This window comes from Gilliamella sp. B14384G10 (assembly GCF_016101685.1).
In the GTDB taxonomy this organism is placed as follows: domain Bacteria; phylum Pseudomonadota; class Gammaproteobacteria; order Enterobacterales; family Orbaceae; genus Gilliamella; species Gilliamella apis_A.
Genome location: NZ_JACFQA010000001.1, coordinates 600073 through 624594 on the forward strand (window position 1 = coordinate 600073; position 24522 = coordinate 624594).

The 24522-nt window shown below is 35.7% G+C and carries 20 protein-coding genes, 1 tRNA gene, 1 other RNA gene and 2 CRISPR repeat arrays; of the genes, 4 read left to right on the forward strand and 18 right to left on the reverse strand.

Annotated elements, in window-relative coordinates; translation table 11 throughout:
• Nucleotides 1–703: 703 nt before the first annotated feature.
• Nucleotides 704–1079: a CRISPR direct-repeat array (repeat unit 28 nt; unit sequence TTTCTAAACGGCTTATGCAGCCTTGAAG).
• Nucleotides 1080–1352: 273 nt separating this feature from the next.
• From cas6f to H3T54_RS02735, 8 genes are all read right to left on the reverse strand, one after another.
• Complete coding sequence (gene cas6f / locus H3T54_RS02700; RefSeq protein ID WP_110447307.1) at nucleotides 1353–1922, reverse strand: type I-F CRISPR-associated endoribonuclease Cas6/Csy4; 570 nt, start codon at nucleotides 1920–1922, stop codon at nucleotides 1353–1355.
• A 4-nt stretch (nucleotides 1923–1926) separates the two neighbouring features.
• On the reverse strand, nucleotides 1927–2940 hold the full coding sequence (gene csy3 / locus H3T54_RS02705; protein WP_198220787.1) for a type I-F CRISPR-associated protein Csy3: 1014 nt from the start codon (nucleotides 2938–2940) through the stop codon (nucleotides 1927–1929).
• Between the two features lie 35 nt (nucleotides 2941–2975).
• Nucleotides 2976–3893: a type I-F CRISPR-associated protein Csy2 gene (csy2, locus tag H3T54_RS02710; protein ID WP_198220789.1), complete on the reverse strand. Its 918-nt coding sequence runs from the start codon at nucleotides 3891–3893 to the stop codon at nucleotides 2976–2978.
• Nucleotides 3893–5272: a type I-F CRISPR-associated protein Csy1 gene (gene csy1, locus H3T54_RS02715; RefSeq protein ID WP_198220791.1), complete on the reverse strand. Its 1380-nt coding sequence runs from the start codon at nucleotides 5270–5272 to the stop codon at nucleotides 3893–3895. Before csy1 ends, csy2 begins: the two co-directional genes overlap by 1 nt.
• A gap of 68 nt (nucleotides 5273–5340) precedes the next feature.
• Nucleotides 5341–5664 carry a hypothetical protein gene (locus tag H3T54_RS02720; RefSeq protein WP_198220793.1) on the reverse strand — a complete coding sequence of 108 codons (324 nt, stop codon included), beginning with the start codon at nucleotides 5662–5664 and terminating at the stop codon, nucleotides 5341–5343.
• A 438-nt stretch (nucleotides 5665–6102) separates the two neighbouring features.
• Complete coding sequence (cas3f, locus tag H3T54_RS02725) at nucleotides 6103–9426, reverse strand: type I-F CRISPR-associated helicase Cas3f (protein ID WP_198220795.1); 3324 nt, start codon at nucleotides 9424–9426, stop codon at nucleotides 6103–6105.
• On the reverse strand, nucleotides 9423–10376 hold the full coding sequence (gene cas1f, locus H3T54_RS02730) for a type I-F CRISPR-associated endonuclease Cas1f (protein WP_198220797.1): 954 nt from the start codon (nucleotides 10374–10376) through the stop codon (nucleotides 9423–9425). The genes cas3f and cas1f overlap by 4 nt, the downstream gene beginning before the upstream one ends.
• A 370-nt stretch (nucleotides 10377–10746) precedes the next feature.
• The gene (locus H3T54_RS02735) at nucleotides 10747–11601 is read right to left on the reverse strand and encodes a helix-turn-helix domain-containing protein (RefSeq protein WP_198220799.1); all 855 of its coding nucleotides are present in this window, start codon (nucleotides 11599–11601) and stop codon (nucleotides 10747–10749) included.
• Nucleotides 11602–11920: 319 nt separating this feature from the next.
• Between H3T54_RS02735 and H3T54_RS02740 the strand changes: the two genes are divergently transcribed.
• Nucleotides 11921–13285, forward strand: a complete 1365-nt coding sequence (locus H3T54_RS02740) for an MFS transporter (RefSeq protein WP_198220801.1) — start codon at nucleotides 11921–11923, stop codon at nucleotides 13283–13285.
• Nucleotides 13286–13337: 52 nt separating this feature from the next.
• A CRISPR array of direct repeats spans nucleotides 13338–14147; the repeat unit is 28 nt; unit sequence TTTCTAAACCACCTATACGGCGTTGAAC.
• A 280-nt stretch (nucleotides 14148–14427) separates the two neighbouring features.
• Here H3T54_RS02740 and H3T54_RS02745 read toward each other — a convergent pair.
• The 8 genes from H3T54_RS02745 to H3T54_RS02780 all read right to left on the reverse strand — a co-directional run bounded on the left by H3T54_RS02745 (nucleotide 14428) and on the right by H3T54_RS02780 (nucleotide 20644).
• Nucleotides 14428–15180 (reverse strand): TSUP family transporter, encoded by a 753-nt coding sequence (locus H3T54_RS02745; protein WP_086363024.1) that lies wholly within the window; start codon nucleotides 15178–15180, stop codon nucleotides 14428–14430.
• Between the two features lie 2 nt (nucleotides 15181–15182).
• Nucleotides 15183–16250 carry a chorismate synthase gene (aroC, locus tag H3T54_RS02750; protein WP_198220803.1) on the reverse strand — a complete coding sequence of 356 codons (1068 nt, stop codon included), beginning with the start codon at nucleotides 16248–16250 and terminating at the stop codon, nucleotides 15183–15185.
• Nucleotides 16251–16284: 34 nt separating this feature from the next.
• Entirely contained in the window at nucleotides 16285–17178 is an 894-nt protein-coding gene (gene prmB / locus H3T54_RS02755) for a 50S ribosomal protein L3 N(5)-glutamine methyltransferase (protein WP_198220805.1), read from the reverse strand.
• 150 nt (nucleotides 17179–17328) lie between these two features.
• A tRNA-Ser gene (locus tag H3T54_RS02760) sits at nucleotides 17329–17416 on the reverse strand.
• Between the two features lie 67 nt (nucleotides 17417–17483).
• Nucleotides 17484–17573 carry a YnhF family membrane protein gene (locus H3T54_RS02765; RefSeq protein WP_110447296.1) on the reverse strand — a complete coding sequence of 30 codons (90 nt, stop codon included), beginning with the start codon at nucleotides 17571–17573 and terminating at the stop codon, nucleotides 17484–17486.
• A 29-nt stretch (nucleotides 17574–17602) separates the two neighbouring features.
• The gene (gene prc, locus H3T54_RS02770; protein WP_198220807.1) at nucleotides 17603–19675 is read right to left on the reverse strand and encodes a carboxy terminal-processing peptidase; all 2073 of its coding nucleotides are present in this window, start codon (nucleotides 19673–19675) and stop codon (nucleotides 17603–17605) included.
• A 9-nt stretch (nucleotides 19676–19684) separates the two neighbouring features.
• Nucleotides 19685–20221, reverse strand: a complete 537-nt coding sequence (gene proQ / locus H3T54_RS02775; RefSeq protein ID WP_110447294.1) for an RNA chaperone ProQ — start codon at nucleotides 20219–20221, stop codon at nucleotides 19685–19687.
• A gap of 66 nt (nucleotides 20222–20287) precedes the next feature.
• Nucleotides 20288–20644: a DNA-binding protein gene (locus H3T54_RS02780; RefSeq protein ID WP_110447293.1), complete on the reverse strand. Its 357-nt coding sequence runs from the start codon at nucleotides 20642–20644 to the stop codon at nucleotides 20288–20290.
• Nucleotides 20645–20822: 178 nt separating this feature from the next.
• Here H3T54_RS02780 and H3T54_RS02785 point away from each other — a divergent pair, with 178 nt between their 5' ends.
• The 3 genes from H3T54_RS02785 (at nucleotide 20823) to rnpB (ending at nucleotide 22248) form a co-directional block, all read left to right on the forward strand.
• Nucleotides 20823–21095 carry a helix-turn-helix transcriptional regulator gene (locus H3T54_RS02785; protein ID WP_110447292.1) on the forward strand — a complete coding sequence of 91 codons (273 nt, stop codon included), beginning with the start codon at nucleotides 20823–20825 and terminating at the stop codon, nucleotides 21093–21095.
• Between the two features lie 217 nt (nucleotides 21096–21312).
• Nucleotides 21313–21675 (forward strand): outer membrane protein assembly factor BamE, encoded by a 363-nt coding sequence (gene bamE, locus H3T54_RS02790; protein ID WP_110447291.1) that lies wholly within the window; start codon nucleotides 21313–21315, stop codon nucleotides 21673–21675.
• A gap of 184 nt (nucleotides 21676–21859) precedes the next feature.
• Nucleotides 21860–22248: RNase P RNA component class A (gene rnpB, locus H3T54_RS02795), an RNA gene on the forward strand.
• 2 nt (nucleotides 22249–22250) lie between these two features.
• On the opposite strand, the gene H3T54_RS02800 is transcribed toward rnpB, so the two are convergent.
• Both H3T54_RS02800 and tldD read right to left on the reverse strand, forming a co-directional pair.
• Nucleotides 22251–22940 carry a DedA family protein gene (locus tag H3T54_RS02800; RefSeq protein WP_110447290.1) on the reverse strand — a complete coding sequence of 230 codons (690 nt, stop codon included), beginning with the start codon at nucleotides 22938–22940 and terminating at the stop codon, nucleotides 22251–22253.
• Between the two features lie 30 nt (nucleotides 22941–22970).
• Complete coding sequence (gene tldD, locus H3T54_RS02805; RefSeq protein WP_198220809.1) at nucleotides 22971–24428, reverse strand: metalloprotease TldD; 1458 nt, start codon at nucleotides 24426–24428, stop codon at nucleotides 22971–22973.
• Nucleotides 24429–24522: the final 94 nt, after the last annotated feature.

A 24522-nucleotide genomic window follows, 5' to 3' on the forward strand; every position in this document is an offset into this window, starting at 1 on the left:
AGCAAAGAGGGTTTACGCGAACCCTCTTTACCAACTCCCGCGGCGACCACGCAAGTGGTCACGATGTGACTGCCTTCCGCCTTCGTTCGTTTTAAAGCACCAGCGGTTATTTGTTCCTAACAAAAAAACAGCCTTGTCAAACTTCCCTTTTGCCATGCTAACCTCACTCAGTTATCAACACATTGCTCATGTCGCTAGATAAAATTCACCAAACTTACTTTGCAAGCAATAAACTATTATTATTCGAACTAGCTAATGTTATAGCTGGTTTTAGTGATTTATCGGATGGATTTTAGGCTTTAAAAACCCCACTCCTCAAATTTTTTTATGCGGTGAGTTTCGGACGTTTTGTTGTTTGGTAGCTAGTTCTATACGACAATTACGTCCGAGTAAAGAGGGTTTACGCGAACCCTCTTTACCAACTCCCGCGGCGACCACGCAAGTGGTCACGATGTGACTGCCTTCCGCCTTCGTTCGCTCTTAACGCACCGGCTGTGATTTGTTTCTGACAAACAACAGCCTTGTCAAACATCCCTGTTTGTCATGCTAATCTCACTCAGTTGTCAGCACATTGCTGATGTCGCTAAATGAGAAGCACTAAACTAATTGATAAAAATAAACTTTTATTATTGACCCTAGCTGATGTTATAACTAATTTTAGTGATTTATCGGATGGATTTTAGTCTTAAAAACCCCGCTCCTCAAAATTTTCCACTTTTACAGCCTTGAACTTTGGGCGTTTGATAAGTTGTTTCTAAACGGCTTATGCAGCCTTGAAGGAGTTAGGTTTAAATCATATTTACTATTGTCCTTTCTAAACGGCTTATGCAGCCTTGAAGGTTATGAAAATAAGGGCACACGTTTTTTTAGTTTTCTAAACGGCTTATGCAGCCTTGAAGCAAAATGCATTACAACAAGCTCAGCAAGCAATTTTCTAAACGGCTTATGCAGCCTTGAAGATCACCAACTGAAAGAGCAGTCGCCTATCACATTTCTAAACGGCTTATGCAGCCTTGAAGATTTTGACCAACCCAAACTGCAATCCACGATGTTTCTAAACGGCTTATGCAGCCTTGAAGTAGAACCCCAAATACTATAAACATTGTTGTGCAAAAGGCAAAGACTATTTTACTTTGCAAAAACCCTTTTTTTTGGTGGCTTTTCAATTAATTGATTTTTAAAAATTTTATTTTTAGTTAAAAAAAAGGGTTAACACTGCATGGTATTTAGGTTTTAAAAACCCCTTTCCTCAAATTTTTTAGCTTTAAAAAGTACGCTCCTCAAAATTTGTACCGTTAATATTGTTAATTATTGGCAGCTAAGGGCATTATAATAATGCCCTTATTATTTAGTTAAAAATCAGGAACAGTTGCTGTTTTGCTGAGTCCGTAACTATTAAATGTTCCTTCAACAGCCGTTGCACATTTTTGTTGTTTCAGCCACATAATAAAATGTTGCCCAGTGCTTTTGCTAGCAAAATGAAGGTGTGGATAGTTCAAATGAAGGCTGCCCCATTTTTCAACCATTTTGTTTTTTACCTCGGCTGACCATTTACCTTGTGCGGTTAAACGTTTTTCGGCTCGTCTTAAAGCACTTTGTCCTTTAGGATTGATACGAATTAAGCGTAGGTAACCTTTAACACTTGTCGGTACAGATGCTATTGGCAAAGCTAACGTGTAATCACTAACTACGGCCTGCTGCTGTAAGGCCGTTTTAAATTGTTGTAACTGCGCTTCATCGCCAAATAACCGGATAATCCCACCTAATGTTCTGTGGACATTATAACAAGGAAAGCTAACCGCAATATTGCCTTGATGATTAACTAACACCTGATGCAGTGATTGCATAACTTGATTAATCACTTCAGTTTCAGTTATCTCCAGTTGTGGAATTGCCCGTAGTTCAAAATAGTGAGTAAGCATAATATTACTCCTTACCACTAGCACCAAATACACCACCACGAATCAGAACTGCAATAACATAATGTTGTTGTTCAAGCGTTGGTTTTTCACCTTTGAGTACCCAATTATCAAATAAGGTATAAAAATCCTGTTTTTGTTTAGGTTGTCTAAAAGCATGTCCCATAGTGGTAACTGCACCATAAGGTTCAATGGCAATCGGAAACTCGGCGTTTTCTGCATACCAGGTGTCAATAGTTCGAATGGCATTGCTGATTTTTTGCGAGTGCATTGCTGCTTGACCGTTTTTTTCATACAAGACTTTACTTTTTTCTTTACCAGTATCCAAAATCAATTCTTGTGATGGATAGACCTCTTGCCCTAATCCCATTTTTAATTTGGCTTGAATATCGAAAATAACAAACTCTTTGCCTAATAATCCTGCCTCAATCAAAGCAGCGAGGTCATTTACTGATTTGTCATCATAATCAAATGAATTTAATTGATATTGCTTAACATCACTCACTTCAATCGTTGCTATTTTGTCATCTTTTTTACGAGTAATGCTAATACTGATTTGTTCAGCAGCCATACGATTACGCCATAACCAACGGCCATTTAATATATTGATAGCATAACGTTTAGCTAGTGCTTGCATCCCTTCAGCCTTAATATAGCTTTGAGTCGTTTTGGTTAACTCTTCTTGGTAATCAATATCATTACAGACTGATGGCGAACCTAAGAAAGGTAGTACTTTACAGCTCCATTTAACCACTAAGGTATCTTTATCGGCATCAAGCGCTGCAACATCGACTGTTTGTAAATTAGCTTTTTGAATTTCCGCATCTAATTTAGCCGGATCATTTGCTAAAGCATTTTTAAGACGATTCGAAATGGTACCGCGAACAGATTTTTCAGATAATAAAACTGGTGTTAATTTTTGGTCATCATGGCTATTTTGCTGGGCAAAAATGGCATCAGAAATATCAAAACTACGTTCAAAGGCTAATACTGATGCGGTGGTGATTTTATCTTTACTCATAATTCATTCCTTTTTTCAATGCTAAACTTGTTTAATTAATCTTGATTAATAATATATATATCTGCGTCATTCGATTGCAGTTCGCTGCATTTATAACGCCAAAATGCTTGTGATAAATTGTCTTGTAACCTTAGTGGAAATACCCACTTACCTAATCCATAAATACATTCGACAAATTGCGTTGGATGTTGATTACTACGGGCATGTTCAACCTTTCCTGCTTCAAACAGTGGTGAAATAGCTTGATAACCAAGGGGTATTGGCACTAACCAACCTCGTCCCTGCTTGACCGATGTGGTTTGCCACTGATCTTTTTCTTGCGGATGATGATGCAACATGGCAGTTTCAACTAACGCATCAAGCTCAGTGGCATTCGGATCTTTTTGTTGTAGCTCGGCGGTGATTTCCTGTAAATCTTGCTGCGCTTCAACTAAGACAAAAGCAGGTAATAAAGCTTGAGTTAAATCATCAAGAGATTCTGAAGCTGAATATAATCCTACTGATTCAATCTCAATAACTTGACCACCAGCAATACGTTGCTGATAGAGCTTTTGTCTTATCTGGTTAATAAATTTTTCTTGATCATTAACATCATCGAGGGTTTCACGATCCTCAATTTTCACCTCAACAATTAAAGACACATCTAGATGAACCCGACCTTCTTCGATAATCGAGCGGGTATCACCATTTTTAGCTAACGGATTGCGAGTGAGTCGAAAAGTATAATCCGCATAATTATTAGGTCGATAAACTTGTACATCACAATCATGACAAGCGATTAATACACCATCCAGATAGATAGGATCATCCGACTCAATTTTTCGATTTAAAGCATGAACCGCCCCTAAAAAGCCCGAGATAGCCGGAAAACCATAAGTTAATGGACTGGAGATAGCATTGGCATTATGAATTTTGACATGGTCAAACAGAAGATAGTATTTTAAAGATGCCATTAGAAGATCCCCTCCTTCCTACGTTGACTTGCTTTTACTGCCGCGTGAAATTCACGACACCATTCTCGATATTCAACATCAGAAAATTGTGTTTCAATATTTTTGAATTTCTTTTTTAAGGCTTTTTGAATCCAGGAAGCAAAATCAAGCTCTAACTCCCCTAACCAATCACCTTGCTCATACTGATGTTTAAAGTTTTCTTCATCTTCAAGTTCAGCCCGATTATGATCAAGCCAAAGTTTTTGTGACATTGGCAACGAATAATCACGACTCCAACCTGCCGGCATGGAAGTTTGTATATTCCGAGCAAATTTAAGCAATAAAGTTAAAATAACCGCAAAGGCATCTTTTCGGTTATCCCGCTCTTCAACTACATTTTTGGGTGCAGCAACCATATCGAACAGTAAGCGAAAACCAAATCGACAGAAATACTGTAAGGAATGGTCAAATACATTTTTTTTATTTAAGCTGATTGACGGAAATCGAGAGCGCTCGAATTTAGGTGGCATTGAAGGTAATAAAAAATTACGACCGCCTTGATTACTAGTTAATTGACTTACCCCTTGTGGATTACTCCCTCCAAGTTTAACCACCGCAAGCTCATGAAAAGTAAAATAAGGTTGATGTTCGGCTCCCTTCAAGCGCCGTTGTTCACGAGCTTTTTTATTTTCTTCGGAAAAGCGGGTTTGTACTTTTTGATAGACGACATTACACAAAGATGTGGGATGCAGAGGAACAAGCAAACGATAATTATCTTCTTGTTGTGACAAATAACTCTCTTCACTATTCGGCCAATAAAGTTGCTTATTAAGTTCGTCAGCTTTCGGTTTTTCAAAATCATTAAAAATAACTTTTTTAAAATTGGCTAAATAGATTGCTGCTTTCTGCTCATCATCAGATAGCGCTTTTAGTACAGCTGGATGATCGTCAATAATTAATTCTAATAATGTTTTATCTCCATTAATACATTGATTCAATAAAGAAAATATATCTAAACCGGCAGCATTTCCTGAACTATCAGCTACTAAATGTGTTGGTGTTGATGAAGATACATATTGCTGTTCATTTGGTTTGGTAATTGTAAAATTGTTAACATTATCACCTAAACTTGAAGAATGAATGGCCTTAGAAGAGTGGTGACAAATGGATATCCAAAACAATCTACGCGTTACCGCATCTTCCATCCAATTTTCAAAATCAAATCTTTTACTCAGTTCTGACATCTTCTGTTGAGATTCATTAACAGCCTTTTGATCGCCCGCTTGTTTAGCTTTTTCTAATTTGGTCAGTTCACTTTTATAACTGCTGTTATTAGCAAGCCGTTGCTGAAGAAAGTCGACAATAACCTTTCTTATATCTTGCCAAGAAATATTATTCATTGGCCCTCCTTATATTTTCAATATACTAAACAAAAAGGCCTATACAATTAAGTATAAGCCTTTTATTTTTATGCTACTTTATAAATTAAATATAACTTTAATATATTAAGTGCTTCATTATTATATAGCCATTGATTATTAGTGTTTAAATGTCTATATTTTGATTGATTGAGCGCTAAGTTTTTAATCAATAATTCAACTTCTTTTCTAGTTGAGATATTAAGTATTTTCATAATATCTTTTACTGAATAATAATTAGAATTTGATGCTAAACTTAGAATAACTTCATCATTTGCAGCTTGTTTATCAATTACAAATTTTTGTAATTTATTTAATACAAATTGGTCAATTGAAATTTGACATTGCATTGTCAACGTTTTATCCTTAAACAAAATTTTGTCCTCCCATTATATTTTGGATAAATTTTAAACAACCCCAAATCTCGAACATTTGGGGTTTTCTTTTATATTACATCTAATTTTATAGAAATAATAACATGTAATTTTCATTACATGTTTGTCATTCTATACATCAATCAGTAAAAGTCAATATTTTTAGATCTAATATCATAGGGGTAATGTAATTATTTGATAATAATTTATTGCAAACTAATAAGAAAAACCGCCTATTCGGCGGTAATGATTAAGCGAAATATTAGACCTAATTTCATATTTCTAAACTACCTATACGGCAGTGCAGTTAAGTATAGAGTAATTACTCAAACATTACTAGCATGCACTACTCAGCTGATTATTTTCTATAAAAATAGTTGAGGAAACACCTTTTTTAAATATAAAATTTTTCTAAAAAATAATAAATAACCTTTTCTTTTAGCTTCTATCTTTATAAAAACCAAAATAGGGATGAAAGCACCAGCGTGTTTCGCTATTTAAATTAATAGTACAAAATTCATTAGCTAGCCGATAATGATTTTTATCTGGAAAATATTCTGCTATTTGAGTAATCGCTTGCTCAACGGTATTGGTAAGCCATGGCTGTATCAGTGGATTGGTAAATTGCCAATTATCATATTTAAAATTGTAATTTTGTGTATCCTCACACTGTTGGTTTGGTTTTTGCCAAGCGATTTCGGCATAACTAAATTGGTATTCACCGTTGTCATCAAGTTGGCAGATATACTCCTCTTGTGGTTGCTCTTGCAACCTAAAAGGCGAAATTAACTGTAGATGAACACAATGGTGATGTGCCAAATCAGTTTGCCAATAACTGGTAACATAATTACTTTTGCGCGCATTGATTGGAAACAAATTTGCCATAACCTTATGTTCTAATTCTGCTAGTGTTAAGCCTGCTTGCGAATCAGTCATAATACGAGGAACCGCATTAATATTCGCTAATTGTTCTGCTGTTATCAGTTGTTCAGTCTTATGGGTTTTTAATAAAAACAATGGTTCTTGTTCAAACCCCGGTTTAGTAAAGCAAGCGCTATTAACACCTAAATTGTTGCCGTTTTTCATCGCTTCTAAATTACTGCCTAGAATCGCCACATTGGCACTTTTGGCTATTTTTTCCGGTCTATGCCGCCAAACTCGCCCTACTAACTGAATAATTGAACGCATTGAAGATGGCTCAACAATTGCCCAATCATAATCATGGTCACGTCCAACTTCAGTAACCGGTGTACCGATGACGATAAAAATATGATGTTGTTTATCACTGTCTTTTATTGCTGCACGGATTTCAGGTTGTTGAAATAATTTATTAGCATCACCACGGTTTAAAATTCTATCCAGTTTTTCTTCTAATTGACTGCGCAATAGTAGTAGTTGTCTGGCATGATAAACCACCAGATGAAATTGAACATTTGCCGGTAACTCAGTTTGCTGGTAGATTTGCTTAGTGAGCGACATCACATCATCAATGTGCGCAAAACGCATTAAACCGACACTAATTTTTTTGTTGGTTTGCGGATCTTGTTGATGATGCTGTAAATGAAAATGATAAGCTTGATCTAATAACTGTTGTGCCAATAGAGCATAGCCTGCATCTAAATTTTCTTTTTTATTGAATGGGTAATTTAATAATTCTAAAATTTGCCCTCGACGGCGAATTGCCCCTTGTTGCAACTTCGCTATTCTTGTTTCGATAAACTGCGTATGATGATGTTTAAAATTAACCGTATCAGCTATTTGTTCGACTGACTGCTGATATTCATCAAACCATCCACAAATAATCCCCTGATTAGATCTTCCTGTATTCTGATTCCAAATTTTTCGACCGGCTTGATAAGCATCAAATAAACCACCAATAAGGTCTGGTGTTAAGGTGGCTGATGAGAGTAACACTTTACTGCCATAAAGCCCGGCTAAATAAACTAACCTTGCTAAAGCTGGTAAATCTCGCTGATCAAAATCATCCGGTTCATCTAAAATTAAATCCGCTGTAAGCAACCTTAAGGTAGGGGCGATATATTTGCCACCTCGGAGACATTCGCTAGCTTGCATTAAATGATCAACGGTACATGTCACAATCGGCGCATAGATCAATTGACGAGCCTTACTATTTTCAATAATGGTACCTAGTTCACAGTCAGCAATACCACTCTCTATCACATCAATATATTCATCGACTAATGATTCTATCGATTCACAACCAAGCGTTTCGGGATTTATCTCATTTTCATTTTTAGTAATTTGCGGCTGATTTTCTAACTCAAATAGGGTCTTTGTTGCTCGCCCCCCAACCAAAATAGCCAAATGCTCATCAGTTAAATGCAATCTTTCTCGTAACGCTTTACCTGTTTGTAAAGTTAATACTCGTAATCCTAAAGCAATCGTAAATCGTACTCCACGCTGTGGATTTGATAATGCATACATAATTCGACCATTAGCTAAGGTTTTACCACAGCCAGTCGATGCCATATTGACGCCAAAAAAACCATTATCATCACTTAACTGTTGATAACTTTTAGCCAAATCAAAAGCATGGTTTTGCCATTGAAAGCGTTTAATCGTAGTGCGTTGCGTAAATGGTTTATGCTGATTAATGGCTGGTAATTCAGCGTTCATTTTAGGTAACAAGCGAGCAAAACGAGCGGTAAGATTAGCAACACCTAATAGATGATCATCCAATCGTTGATTGGCTTGCTGGCTTTTATTGGTATTGGCGATAAGAATATCTTCAACCTTTTGGGCTTCTTCGTCATTGATTGATATGCTGGAATAGTTATGGTCAGCAACCATAAGACTTAATCGTGATAGATGTAATAATAATGAATCAACATTGGTTAGTTGCATTAAAGGTGGGTGATTAATTGCCTTATTTGCATAGCGACTTAATTTTTTAAGCCAAGATTGGCTTAAGGTTATATCACTTTTAAGTTGCCAAAAATCGGCACTGTCTTCAATATTACAATTTCTAACCCATTGTTCAACTGCTTTGAATGTTTTAAAAAAGCTTTTTATTGTGAGACCCGAAATATCGAAATCATCTTTTTGTTTACTTTGACAATCTTTATATCTAACTGGCATTAAAAAAGGCATGCGATGGTGTGACACAATTAACCAGCCAATCCATTGGGCCAATAATGGCAAATGAGAGAGATCGTTTTTTTCTGTCTTTGATAGTTCTTTATACCAATCAGGTGTAATTTGTTGATAATCAGTAAAATTAGCTAAACGGATTAAAACCTCTTGATTAGTGGTACAATCACAAATCATCAATAAAAATAACTGTAATGAAATCCACTCATGACGAAACGGATCACCTGCCAGTCGACTTTTACGTAATTTATCTTGAAAACCGACTGTCGCTTTGCCCAAATCATGCAATAGCGCAGCAATGGTTGCGATAAGTTGGATAGATGTGGCATATTGCCAACTATTTTCACTATCATTGCGTAATATATTGCGCTTAGTACGATTAGTTGGCACTCGGCCTTGTTGATTAAATTGGCTTTTATCACCAACAATCCAGAGTAGATCGGTTAGATTTTTTCCATGCGTCCAGTAACAAGCAACGGCAGTATTTTTTCGTGCTGTTTTACGTAATAATTTATACAGTGTCTGTAAACCATCGGCAGTCATCGGCGTTTGCCAAGTTCGTTCACCACAACGTTCAGCAAACTGATCGATAATACGACGAGTCTGAGTTAATGCATTTTTCTTGCATTGGCTAACCAGTAAAATATTCATGTTCTATCTGCTATCTGCTTCAATGTATCAATAATCATATCCAGTGCACCTAACTGAGCAAATTGAGAAATACATGCTTGTCGGAACTCTTTTTCGCTATCACCTTGTTTAGCTGATATAAAAGCTTGTGGTAACACTATGCCATCTTTAATAATATCAGCAGCATCAAATACTAGCCCCCCACGTCTGGTTTTGCCATGTAGTATAGCCAGACCATGTGGTAAGCCTAATACCCAACAAGCTGTTGCACCTAATCCATAAGCTAAATAATTACCATGATCTAGAAATTGGTTAGCAGGATCATAATGCTTGCCTCGTGAACCTTGCTCCCGTTTAAAATTATCATCTTGTAAAGTAAGTTGATTTGCCATGCCATAAAGGCGTTTGCTGATGCGCCCTTCAGCAGCTAACAATGCTTGACTCGTTGCCGCATCTTGAAATTGTTTTTCAGCATCATTTAATAGTGTAATGAGTTGCTTATCGTCAATTTGCCAATCAAATTTCGGCCAACATTGCTGAATGATTTTGAGTCGCTGTTGTTGAAGAGTTTTCGCAGCTTGTAGGCGGAGATTATCGTCAAACCAGAATTGACACCAACTTTGCAGATATTCGGTTGCACGATATTCACTTTGCGGTGAAAAAAATTGGCAGGCAAATTCCGATTCTGTCGAGGAAAATAGAGGCGTTCCACCACCGCCACAAAAACCAATCATGACTCCTGCACGAGAAAGCTCACGCACAGCAGCTTGAGTTAATGAAGTGCCGGTACCAAGTAAAATACAGCTAGTATTAGCTATTGGAATGTTCCAATATAATGACTGCTGCCCTTGATCAGTCACATATTCAACTCGACCGCCATTGACTAAAACTCGACAATGCTCCAAATAATAGATATTTGCACGCTTAGAATGTAAAATCGTTTTAAGATCAGACGAATGAATTAAATCCATGATAATAAGTAAATAAACTCAAGTTCTAGATAGCAATAAATTAACATTGTTTTATTTATAAAACGAGTCTTTTAAATAATTATCTAAGAGATTTAATAAATGATTTTACCGCCTATACGGCATGAATCTCATAGTAAGTTATTTTCTTTTTAAGTTAATACTTAAATCATATAATAAACTGTTTAATTGAGGTTTTTGCTAATTATTATTGAATAGCTTAGATGATTTTTTAAATCTGAAGGTATTTTGGGATTAACTTATCAAGTACAAGTTTTTTATTTCTATTAAAAAAATTATATTGCTCTAAAAATTGATCTATTTACTAAAACCGACTTTTATTGCTAATTACATTACGAGACTTAGAAAAAATTTATTTGATTAATTTATCATTAATATGATTATCATTTTGAATAGAAGTATAAGTAAAGTTTCGCCATGAGAGACGGTTTCGCATGGCTCTTTGATAATTACCTGGTGTTACCCCAAAATTTCGCCGGAAAATAGCAATAAACCCACTTATATTGTCATAACCTAAATATAAAGATATTTCTGTAATTGGTTTTCCAACTGCAAGCAATTCTAACGCTTTTAACATGCGCAGTTTCTGACGCCATTCGGTAAAATTAAATCCGGTTTCATTGGTAAATCGACGTGTTAATGAACGTCGGGAAATACCAGCCCAAACGCCCCATTCGTCAATATTTCTATCATCACTAGGATTATCAGACAAAGCTAAAGCGATTTTTAACAGACGCATATCTTTAGGCATTGGCAGTGCTAGCTCAACTTGCGGGATTGTTCTAATCTCGTCAAGTATCACGGCAATTAATCGCTTCTGTTCTGGTTGCAGTTCTGAATTATGCCATGACATGGTTCGGTTAATTGCTTCGCGCAATAAGTCAGATAATTCTAAAATGCATGGTTTGATAGGTAGTTTAATGCATGCATTTTTTTGTATATAGAGGCTCCATCCTTCGAATGGTCCATGCGTTCCAAGAAGACTATGTTGTACATTCGGGGGGATCCAGACAGCATGAGTTGCAGGCACTACCCATTGACTACTTTCTGCTTCAATTGAAATTAATCCCTGTAATGAGCCGAGTAACTGTCCTCTCGAATGACCATGACGTTGTGTCACTCTTTGTGAAGAGTGGCTGGCTGTTGATATGATCATCGGTTCGCTATCAGAAGAAGCAAACTGTGGAGAAATGAGTGGAGTATTCATTTATATGGCCCCAATGGGATATTTTGTGGCTTAAATTGGCTAGTAAAACGCTATTCTACTGGCTATCCTAAAGTCTTCTCAATTAAGTTAAAGGTAACACGTTAGCAATAAATAGATAAGTTGTAAATCAACAAAATAATCGTTTTTTAGACAAATTAATTGGTAATTTTCAAATTTATTAATTGCTTAATAGTCTGGTTTGAATAAGGAAACAGATACATGAAAGAAAAACATAAAAATTATAAAGAAATTACATCATCAACATTCAATGGAATATATACACAAGGCGCAACTAAATATAATATGGAAAGGATTTAATATGAAACAATCGCTAGACCTGACCATTTCAGAAAGAAAGTTAGTATTTGCGATGACGCTATCTAGTATATTACCATTATTAGATAGCAGTATTGTTAATGTTATTTTACCCGCAATTTCGAATGACATTAATGCCTCTTATGCTTATATACAGTGGGCGGTTACCATATATATGCTTGCTTGCGCAGCTGGTATATTACTATCACCTTATATGCATGAAAATTTTGGGCTTAAGAAAGCATGGATCGGCTCAATTTTTGTTTTTCTTATTAGTTCTATATTAGTTGGATTTTCATATAATCTGGTTTCTTTAATCTTGTTCAGATGCCTACAAGGTTTTGGTGCAGGAATATTAATACCTATCACTCAATCGATAATAGCGACTCATTTTGCTAAGCAAAGGCTAAAGCCGGTTATGGCATTGATTGCTATTCCGTCAGTCTTTGCCCCAGCACTAGGACCAATTTTTGGCGCAATCCTATCGGAACAATTAAATTGGAGAATTGCTTTTTTTATCAACATACCTTTGGCGCTTTTAGCTTTTTTCTTTGGTAGGACAACAATACCAGAGACTAAAACATCTAAATATAATATGAATATTTATGTATTTATGACATTTTTAATTGCTTTAATCCTATTTTTCATCTCAATTAAAAATATCACGACAGAACATTTTTTTGGTACTTCTAATATTATTATGCTGGTTTTCGCAATTGGTTTGATGATGGTTTCATTTATTACTAATAATAAGTCAGACAATAAACTAATCGATTTAAGTGCATTTAATTGCTATCAATACTCTCTGGCAATAATTATGGGATTTCTGACATCACTTATCTTTTTCGGTTTCATGATTTTTTTTCCTTTAATACAAGCAATAAATAATAATATATCCATTACTTATATTGGTCTGCTACTTGCCTTACAAGGTGTAGGAGCTTGGTTGGCGAGAAAATTTATTTATAAATCTTTAAGTGAGATAAATTCATTTCTAATTATTGGTATAGGTCTAATAATATCAGCAATAAGTATATTAATAATTCAAGTAGGTGGAAACGCCTCTGAAATCATCGGTTTTACTGTTCGAGGCTCCGGATTAGGTGTTGCTACGATTGCTGTTCTCTCTTCTCCATTTGAGTTTTGTGAAAAAAATCAGATTAAGGATACAAGTGCTATCACTCGTGTGATACAGCAAATTGGAGGTGCATTTGGAAGCGTATTATCAGGAATATTAATCAACCTAACTCTAGATCAAATAATTTCAGTAAATTGCGCCTATCAGACAATGTTTTTTCTATCTCTTATATTTGGCATTATTGCTGTTATAGCCTATATTTTCTCTTATCGAGTGAATACAAAAAGTTAGTATACAAAAAAACTGAACATATGAGTTCAGTTTTTTAGCTTATTTAGCAATACCACTAAGCCACCTATACGGCGTTGAACTCGATGCATTAATAAATAATTATCAACAATATTTTCTAAACCACCTATACGGCGTTGAACGGCGATATTACAAAATTACGTAAAAATTATATTTTCTAAACCACCTATACGGCGTTGAACGCGGCAAAAAATAGCGGTCAGAATTTCATACGTTTCTAAACCACCTATACGGCGTTGAACCGCAATCCCTGAAGTATCAGCAGGCACATCATTTTCTAAACCACCTATACGGCGTTGAACCTAGGCGATTATTCAAATCTTCTTTTTCTTGCTTTCTAAACCACCTATACGGCGTTGAACAACACAAACAGCTTAAATTGTCCAGTAATAGCATTTCTAAACCACCTATACGGCGTTGAACACTACAGAAGATATTATTAATATTTTAATTAATTTCTAAACCACCTATACGGCGTTGAACCTATCAAAACCCATGGATATTCGATTGCGTGATTTCTAAACCACCTATACGGCGTTGAACTTTGCCTGCTGCTGTTAAGCGGTTGTACTCAATTTCTAAACCACCTATACGGCGTTGAACCTGACATAAAAATAGATTTGCGAACTCGTCGGTTTCTAAACCACCTATACGGCGTTGAACCCGCTTTGTTTCTTGCATCTATAACCATTTCATTTCTAAACCACCTATACGGCGTTGAACACGCATTTCGGATATAAACCCTTTTCCGAAAATTTCTAAACCACCTATACGGCGTTGAACGGCTCGCTCTATCAGGAACGTGGTGCCCGGGCGTTTCTAAACCACCTATACGGCGTTGAACTAGAAACCAATATAATATAATCATTGTTCAAATAAAGGTAAATGACAATTTTGATATTAAAAACCCTTTTTTTGCGGTTAATTTCAACTATCTGATTTTTATCAGATTAATTTTGATGTAAAAAAAAGGGTTTATTATTGATTTAAAATATAGACTTTGGGAAATGCAAAAAACCCGTTCCTCAAAATTTTGAGGAACGGGGTTTTTAATTGGCTAATGTATTCTTGGTTGTTAGCTTATTGATTGTACTAAAACTGGTTCTAAATTTTATTAGCAATGATTAAAAGAAGTTTTCATAGATTAATTTGACACTCATAATGGTAGAAACGGTAATTAACATTGGTCTTATTAATTTTCGTCCTTTAGCAATAACCATTTTTGCACCTAATCTTGCGCCGATAAATTGGCCAACTAACATAACTAAACCAATTGACCATACCACTTCACCTCCAGCAATAAAGAAGATTAATCCTGCTAAATTAGAGGTAAAATTGAGTACTTTGGTATGAGCGGTTGCTTTAGTTAAATTGAATCCAGCCAGAGTAATATATGCGAGTGCATAGAATGATCCTGCACCGGGCCCAAAAAAACCATCATAAAAGCCAATAATCAACGCAGGAATCAAAGCAAACTGTAAAAACGAAAGCCGACTATTACGATCACTATCTCCGATTGTTGGTGATAGTAGAAAATAAAGTCCTACACTAATGGTTAATATTGGTAACAATAATTTTAAGAAATCCGCTTGTATATGCATGACTGATAATGTGCCAAGAGCGGAACCAATGAATGCACAAGCAATCGCCCATTTTTGCTGTTTTAAATCAACCATACGCTGGCGAATAAAATAGAAACTAGCAGAAAACGAACCGCCACAACTTTGTAATTTATTAGTGGCTAATGCACTAGCTGGTGGTAATCCTACAGCAAGTAGTGCTGGTACTGTTAATAGTCCACCGCCACCAGCAATTGAATCAATAAAGCCTGCTAACGTCGCAATTAAAAAAAGTAAAACCAGTAATTCATAACTCATGATTATTTTACATCACTACATTGGGCCCGATAGCGAAGATAATGATCCATTAATACGATCGCGACCATTGCTTCAGCAATAGGCACTGCTCGAATACCGACACAAGGATCATGTCTACCATGGGTTGAAACTTCAACACTTTCTCCATTAATATTAATTGATTGTCCAGCAATCTCAATACTTGGAGTTGGTTTTAATGCTATGCTGCTAATGATAGTTTGTCCCGAGCTAATTCCCCCCAAAATACCACCAGCATGATTTGATAAAAATCCTTGCGGGGTTATTTCGTCACGATTTTCACTACCACGTTTATTAACCGCAGCAAAACCATCACCAATTTCAACCCCTTTTACTGCATTAATGCTCATTAATGCATGGGCAAGATCAGCATCTAATTTATCAAAGACGGGCTCTCCTAAACCGACCGGAACATTTTCTGCCACAATGCAGACTTTAGCGCCAACTGAATCGCCATCTTTTTTAAGCTGCCTTAATAGTTGATCAAGTGCTTCTAGTTTACTTTCATCTGGGCAGAAAAAAGGATTTTGATCGACCTGTTGCCAATCATTTAATTGACACTGGATATCACCCATTTGAGCTAAATAACCACGAATGGTAATACCTAACTTTTCATGTAAATATTTTTTGGCAATAGCACCTGCCGCAACACGCATGGCTGTTTCACGTGCCGATGACCGACCCCCACCACGGTAATCCCGAATACCATATTTTTTTTGGTAGGTATAATCGGCATGGCTCGGTCTAAAAATATCTTTTATTTTGCTGTAATCTTGTGAACGTTGATCGGTGTTTTCAATTAATAATCCAATACTTGTACCTGTAGTCACACCTTCAAATACCCCGGATAGGATTTTTACTTGATCAGCCTCTCGACGTTGCGTAGTGTAACGAGATGAACCAGGACGGCGGCGATCAAGATCGTGTTGCATATCGGATTCGCTTAAATTCATTCCTGGTGGCACGCCATCAACAATGCAACCTAATGCAGTACCATGTGATTCACCAAAGGTTGTGACTTTAAATAATTTACCGATTGTATTTCCAGCCATAGTTCTTATTCCAATTTTTTATTTTATAGTTAATTTATTTAAAATAGTGCTGATAAGTCTTCAAGTCAGCCTGCGTGATTGCAAATACGCCAAACCCACCATGCTCAAAACTGATCCAGTTAAAGGGTACATCTGGATATTGTTCTTGTAAAGATACCCAACTATTACCAACTTCACAGACTAATACACCATCAGGTGTTAGATAGTCACAAGCATCGTGTAAAATTCTTTTTGCTAAGTCTAATCCATCAAATCCTGCTTCGAGTGCTAATTTTGGCTCATATAAAAACTCGTCAGGAAGATCACTCATATCTTCATCATCAACGTAAGGAGGATTAGTCACAATTAGGTGATATTTTTTATTATCTAATTGATTAAATAGATCGGACAAAATTGGTGTAACTTGATATTGCATATCATGCAATTCAATATTAGTTTGAGCGACATCTAATGCTTCTAATGAAATATCGGTAATATCAACTTGAGCATCAGGAAATGCATAAGCACAAGCAATACCAATACACCCACTACCAGTACAGAGATCTAAAATATTTTTTGGTTCACTACTGATTATATCTTTAAACTGATTATTAATCAGTTCACCAATAGGAGAACGTGGAATTAAGACCCGTTCATCAACGTAAAAACTATGACCACAGAACCACGCTTGATTAGTTAGGTAAGGTGTTGGTAAGCGATCATTAATACGTTTGTTGATGATCTCATTTAGTTGTTGTTTTTCATCATTAGTCAGATTTGCAGCATAAAATTCTGGAGGAATAAATAGTGATAAGCCTAGCGTAGCTAAGATAAGTTGTTTAGCTTCATCGATAGGGTTATCGGTGCCATGGCCTAAAAAGATATCCGATTGACTAAGTTGCGAAGTGGTCCAGCGTATATAATCCTGAACAGTGCGTAAGTTTTCCATAGTAACTCCGAAAGATCGTGGAGAGGAAGAGATTAATCGTCACGTCAGGTCATTAAAGCTGAGGTAAATGCCAAGACCATATTAAAAGATTTTTTTGGCAATGCTAAAGAACCTAATGGCTCTTTCCTTCGATGACTAAATAAATATTTATGGCGGTGAGGAAGGGATTCGAACCCTTGATACGTTGCCGTATACACACTTTCCAGGCGTGCTCCTTCAACCACTCGGACACCTCACCTTAATTTAGCCCTGCTTTTTGAAAGCAGGGTGCATACTATAATTATCTGCAAACAATTAATCAAGTGTTAATTCATGCAAACGATGGTTCCGAATACAGCAAAAACAGCTAAAACAAGAACCGTTGCGATTAAAGCATATTTTAAATTGATACTCATAATACTTATTCCTTACTTTTTGTTTATAACTATTCAATTGGTTTATCTAAAGAAAGAAATCCACCTCTAATTTTACTAGCTTCAATGCTAGGATAATTTGGTATTAAATCAAGTAGGATTTCGACCGCCTCATCTAAAAATGCATCTGGTTGTTTATAATCTTTAGGCAAATCTTTTAATTTGGTAATTTGTGCTAACCCAGCACGATTTAAACGTTCATTCATCCTTTTTAAATCACGATCATCGTTAGCTTTTTGTTCTGTTTCTCGCTCATTTTTATTCAAAGAAACCAAATATTCATTATCTTTTTTATCATTAAATCGCTTAATATCCTCTTCAATATAATTAAATTCAGGATTATTAGCAATACGAGCTTGATGCTGAGATTTTAAGTTAGCTAGCAATGGTTTAATATTAGCAACAGTGAGATAATCAGCGGATGGAATTTTATCCCACGGCATAGCATTATCTAAGAAGCGTTCTCCAGTTTCATCAACATACTGACTTTTCGTCATCTCGATATCAGGTACGACACCTTTTAATTGAGTACTACCACCATTAATACGGTAAAATTTTTGTACCGTGTATTGCGCACCACCAAGTTCTGGCCATTTAGGATGCAATCTGGCATCTACTGGGTATGAAATATTACGAGAAGTTTGTACTGTACCTTTACCATAGGTAGTTTCACCAACAATAATAGCTCGACCATAATCTTGCATCGCTGCTGAAAAAATTTCTGATGCTGATGCACTATAACGATTAATCATGACAACAATTGGGCCAGCATATTCAATGCCTTTATTTTTATCATTGTAAGTGGTGATCTTCTGTAAATTATCACGTACTTGTACAACTGGACCACTATCGATAAATAATCCTGTTAATTCAATTACTTCAGCTAATGAACCACCGCCGTTATCACGTAAATCGATAACCAAACCTTGTAATTTTGCGCTATTGGCTTCTATAATTAAAGATTCAACTTTTTTGGTTAAACCAATATAAAAACTCGGTATTTCAATCACACCGATTTTTCCACGGCTATTATCGATAGTTTTTAATTTAGCTTCACGGTCTTCAAAATGAATTTTATCACGAGTGATTTCAATCACTTTCGGTTTACTGTTATTACCAACGGGTAAAATTTCTAATTTAACTACGGTATTCTTAGGTCCACGTATTTTGTCAACGATATCGTCTAAACGCCAACCGATGACATCTTCAATAGCAGAATTACTTTGTCCTACACCAATAATCCTGTCGCCGACTGATAATAATTTACTTTTCTCGGCTGGGCCTCCAGTCACAAAAGACATAATCACAGTATAATCATCTTGTTGACTAAGCGTTGCCCCAATACCTTCAAAAGAAAGACTCATCTCTGAATCAAAATCACGTTTTTTACGTGGCGCTAAATAACTAGTATGAGGATCAATTTCTCGCGCAAAGGCATTCATAAATACTTGGAAACAATCTTCATTATTGGATTGGACAATGGTTTTTAATACTCGTTGATAACGTTTGGTTAGAACTTCACGAATTTGGCCTTCATTTTTACCAGTTAAAGATAAATTTAACTCATCATATTTAACTCGTTTATCCCAATATTCATCAAGCTCTTTTTCAGAGGTTGGCCACGCCATATCTTCACGTTTGAAATTTATTTGGTCTTTAGTATTAAAGTCCATCGGACGCTGTAAAACCTCAAGCGCATATTGGTAACGATTATAACGTTTTTGCAAGAAAAGATTGTAAATATCGTATGCAGTTTTTAAATCGCCATCCATGAGTTCTTGCCCCAATTGTTCTTGACGATTACGAAATTTATTTACATCATCTTGAAGAAAGATGGTCTTATTACCATCTAACAATTTGAAATAACGATCGAAAATTTTAGCAGAAAAAGCACCATCTAACGAAAAGTCACGGTAATGTGATTGCGTAAAAAAATTGGTCACGCGTTTGGCAACCACTTGATGTACTTCGTCTTGCTTTAAAACAGGAATTTGTTCTGTTGCCGACGTTTTAGCCTGAGCGGCAGTACTAATTATGCATAAAATGAGACCGAATTTAACAAAACTTTTCAGTAGCTTATTCATATAAATTCTCTATCTGTTAATAATATGCTCAGGTTTGACCATTAATTCCATTCCAGCGCCTACTTTAACTTTGATATGTTCCTTTTCAATTGTGATGATTTGTCCTTTTATTGGTTTATTACCAACATTAACTTTGACAAAATCACCTAATTTCAAAGCTCGTGGCTTTCTAGCCGGTTTTGGGGCCGCTTTACGTTTTTGTTTTGCTCGTTCTTTAGCTTGTTCTTTGCTTTCTTTCAATTGCTGTTGAGCATGTTCCTCTTGTTCTTTGGTGATAACTTCAGTTGGGTTACCATCTAAATCAACTCGATGTGTGCCTTCTTTTATACTATATAGATAACGCCACCCCATTGTGTAACCTCTTAATGCAACACGGAGTTTCGTTTTACTTAGTACTTCACTATTTTCAAGACGAGAAAGAATATCTTGAAAGATGCCAATTTTTAAAGGTTTGGCTTCCCCTTCAATTGTAAAACAATTCGGAAACTGTTGAGCTAAATAAATAATAATCTCTTTACTATTCGTTAATTGAAACTGATTTTCCATTGGTTATTCCATAGTAGCAACTAAAATTTTCTGACGTTAAAGTATATATCAGCTTATACAATAACACTAATTATCTTTTTTATGTTTATTAATAAAGGTAATGAAATCTTTAATACCATTACGCATTAGCCATGAACTGACAATTGTTCGTTCTTCAGTAGATAACTGCTCAAATGCGGTTATCCAAAGTTGTAGTGGATCAATCGGCGAAACCACATAAGTCGCACTTTCTTCTTCAAGACATAAAGCTTTTTTCACATCTATCGATAAACTACTTATATGATATTCAAGTGCTTTACCACGAACACCAGATCGTTTTCGAGAAGTCCACTTTTCAGCTCTTGCTTTACGGTTAATCCCTTGTGTTGTTGAAGGCATTCCAGCAATGCTTAACAATTCTTTGGGAGAAAACCATTCTTTCATTTTAATTACCCTACTTTTAAGAAACAAGAAAAAAGTTATAGAAATTAAAGAAACTTTGTTACAATAATAAGAAACAACTTATTAATGATGTTAAAAGTTAAATTATAAACTTACTGGTTTTGATAACATGAAAGCATAACATAGATATTTAATGTTATAAACTAAGAAGGAAGAAAAAATGGAAATAAAATCTAACGACTGGCACAAAGCAGATATAATTGCAGCATTAAAAAAGAAAGGCACAACTCTAGCAGAACTATCTCGCAAATCAGGTTTAAGTTCATCAACATTAAGCAATGCATTGGTGAGACCATGGACCAAAGGAGAAACGATTATAGCCAAAGCACTTAATTTGAAACCTTCGCAAATTTGGCCTAGTCGTTATATTAATTCCATGACAAAACAACCAATTAAACGAGTATTAAGAAAAAAACGAGACGATACCGCATAAAACAATAAATAGATATAAATATCTTATCCATTTAAAAAATAATTGGAAACATCAAGAAACATTATATGTTTCCATATATTCATTTTATCTTTTTATGTTAATAATTGCTGTTAATTACTATTGTTGAAATCTTTGATTTCTTCATTTTCTACAACTGTAAAGCTATGTTATGATTAGCTATCTTTTGTTAAAAATCATAATTAATAGGCAATAACCCATGAAAAACCTTAGTAAAATCTTGATCGTTCTTTTTTCAATATTGGCATTAGCAGCATGTTCACAAAAAAATTATTATGAACAAGGTACTCCTCTTAATCACGAAAAGGTGAATAAAATAGTGGAAGGATCAACTACTGAAGCACAACTTTTACATATATTTGGTGAACCAACAGCTAAAACAGTTATCAATAGTAATGAAACTAAATGGACTTATAAATATCTGAAAAAAAGTTCAACTAGTCACGTTTTATTAGGTGAAACCAATTACAATATTCTTGAAGGTACATTAGAAGTTATTGTTAACCAAGGTGTGGTGACTTGGTTTAACTATGATCAAAATAATAAACAGAAAAAATGGTAATTCTCATTACGTATTAAGTAAGGCACATCACATTGATGTGCTTTTTGCTTTATTTTCTCTGACTACACGGCTTATTCAGCAAACACTAATTTAATTATGCTTAAATTAATACTTTTGCACAGATTGCAGCCATAATACTTATTCTGTTCTGGACAAAAATAACGATTAGGTTATACTCTTTGCCGAAATTAACCAGACAATCGCTGCTTTGTTGTAGTCCTTTGCAAAAGGGAGACAAACAGAGGGGAGGAAAGTCCGGGCTCCATAGGGCAGAGTGCCAGGTAACGCCTGGGGGGTTTTGGCGAGAGCTAAAATTCACGACTAGTGCAACAGAGAGTATACCGCCGATGGCTTAGTAATAAGATCAGGTAAGGGTGAAAGGGTGCGGTAAGAGCGCACCGCGCAACTGGTAACAGTTGTGGCACGGTAAACTCCACTCGGAGCAAGGTCAAATAGGGATTCATTGGCGCGGCCCGCGTTGAATCCGGGTAGACTGCTTGAGCTAATGCGTGAGTATTAGCCTAGAGGAATGATTGTCCACGACAGAACCCGGCTTATCGGTTAATTTCGCTCTTTTACTTTTCTGTTGTATCTTGTTTCACTTGCTTTTTATTATTCAACCAACGTTTAAATGCTAGCCAAATTGTAAAAAGTAAACCTAATAGCAATAAAATTACCGGAATTAACATAAGCAACGACATGATTTGCTTTTCATAGGTTTTGAAAACCGGCGATAAGCCGAATAGATAACCTAATGTAACAATTAAGAAAATCCATAATGTCGCACTAATCCAGTTATAGATATGAAACTTGCGACTATGTAAACCCGATAATCCCGCCATCATCGGTAATAAAGTACGCACAAATGCAATAAATCGTCCGATAAATAAGGCTTGTAATCCGTATTTATGAAATAAAACTTCTGATTTACGATGATATTTTTCGGGCAAATGTGCCATCCAATTTTGCACAATTTTAGTATTGCCAAGCCAGCGCCCCTGCGCATAACCAAGCCATGTACCAAATGCGGCGCCCGCAATTAGAATTAAGTTTATTAGACCAAAATGAAAAACATCAAGACTAATCAATACACCGGTTAGAAACAGTAAACTGTCTCCCGGTAAAAAGGCTGCCGGTAATACACCATTTTCTAATAAAATGATAACAAAAAGCATGCCATATAATATCCATAACACATCTGGATTTGAGAGTGTTGCAAGATCCATATGAACAAATGCTTGATAGAGTGTAATGATTGTATCCATTTAGCTTAATTTCTCATTAATGTATTATTGTTAGTGGTTAATAGTACCACCTACTGTTAAATTATTCACTTTTAAAGTCGGTTGTCCAACACCAACCGGTACACTTTGCCCTGCTTTACCACAAACGCCAACACCTGAATCTAATTCTAAATCATTCCCTACCATTGAAATCTGTTGCATAGTTTCAATACCTGATCCAATGAGTGTTGCACCTTTAACCGGCGTAGTAATTTTACCTTTTTCAATTAAATAAGCTTCTGAAGTTGAAAAAACAAATTTACCCGAAGTTATATCAACTTGCCCACCAGCAAAGTTAGGTGCGTATAAACCATAATCAACACTTTGAATAATATCATCAAAGCTCGATGTCCCTGCAAGCATATAGGTATTTGTCATTCTAGGCATTGGTAAGTATGCGTAACCTTCACGACGACCATTACCAGTCGAAAGACAATTCATTAATTTTGCATTAAGCTTATCAAACATATAACCTTTTAAAATGCCATTTTCAATTAATACCGTTTTTTGGCTAGGTGTACCTTCATCATCAATAGAAAGCGAACCTCGACGATTAGCGATGGTACCATCATCAACTATCGTACAAAGTTCTGAGGTAACTTGTTGACCAATTTTATCGGAAAATACCGAACTATTTTTACGATTAAAGTCACCTTCTAATCCATGACCTACTGCCTCATGTAGTAATACGCCGGGCCAACCTGCGCCTAACACCACTGGCATAGTGCCTGCCGGTGCAGGCTTAGCTGAAAGCAATACTAAAGCTTGGCGCACCGCTTCGCGAGTATAACTATCAATATGGCTTTCACCTGTTTTAACGTTAGTCGTTAAAAAATAGTCATAACCAAATCTGCCACCGCCACCACTGCTACCTCGTTCACGTTTACCATCTTGTTCTACAAGAACTGATACCGATAAGCGAACTAATGGACGAACATCCGCACATAAAGTACCATCAGTAGCCGCAATTAAGATATCTTCATAACTACCAATTAAGCTTGCCGATACTTCGATTACTCTTGAATCGAGCGATCGAGCTAATTTATCCACTTGCTGTAATATGGCAATCTTTTGTTCTTGAGCAAAACTGTTTATTGGATTTATCGAAGGATAGAGCGTAATATTTTCCACAGTTTTAAATGGTGTAACTGCTATAGGCGTTTGCTGTTTAGTAATTGAATTAGCAGCCAATACACTTTGTTCTAAGCGAGCTAATGATAATTGATCGGTATAAGCAAAACCTGTTTTTTCACCAATAATTGCTCGCACACCTACACCTTGATCACGATGGAAAGAAGCATTTTTGATTATACTATCTTCAAGTGACCAACTTTCATAATAACCGGATAGAAAATATAAATCACCAAAATCAATTTTTCTTGAACTTAACATATCAAGTAAATTCGCTATATTTTGTTGATTTAAGTTATTTGGGTGGAGTACCCTTTCACTCACTTGAGTTACTTTCATAAATTCCTTAATTTACTGATTATAAAAATAAAAAAATTTGTTTCTGACTATCACTTATCAATAGATTTTACTTAGTTTTATGGTTAATAGAATT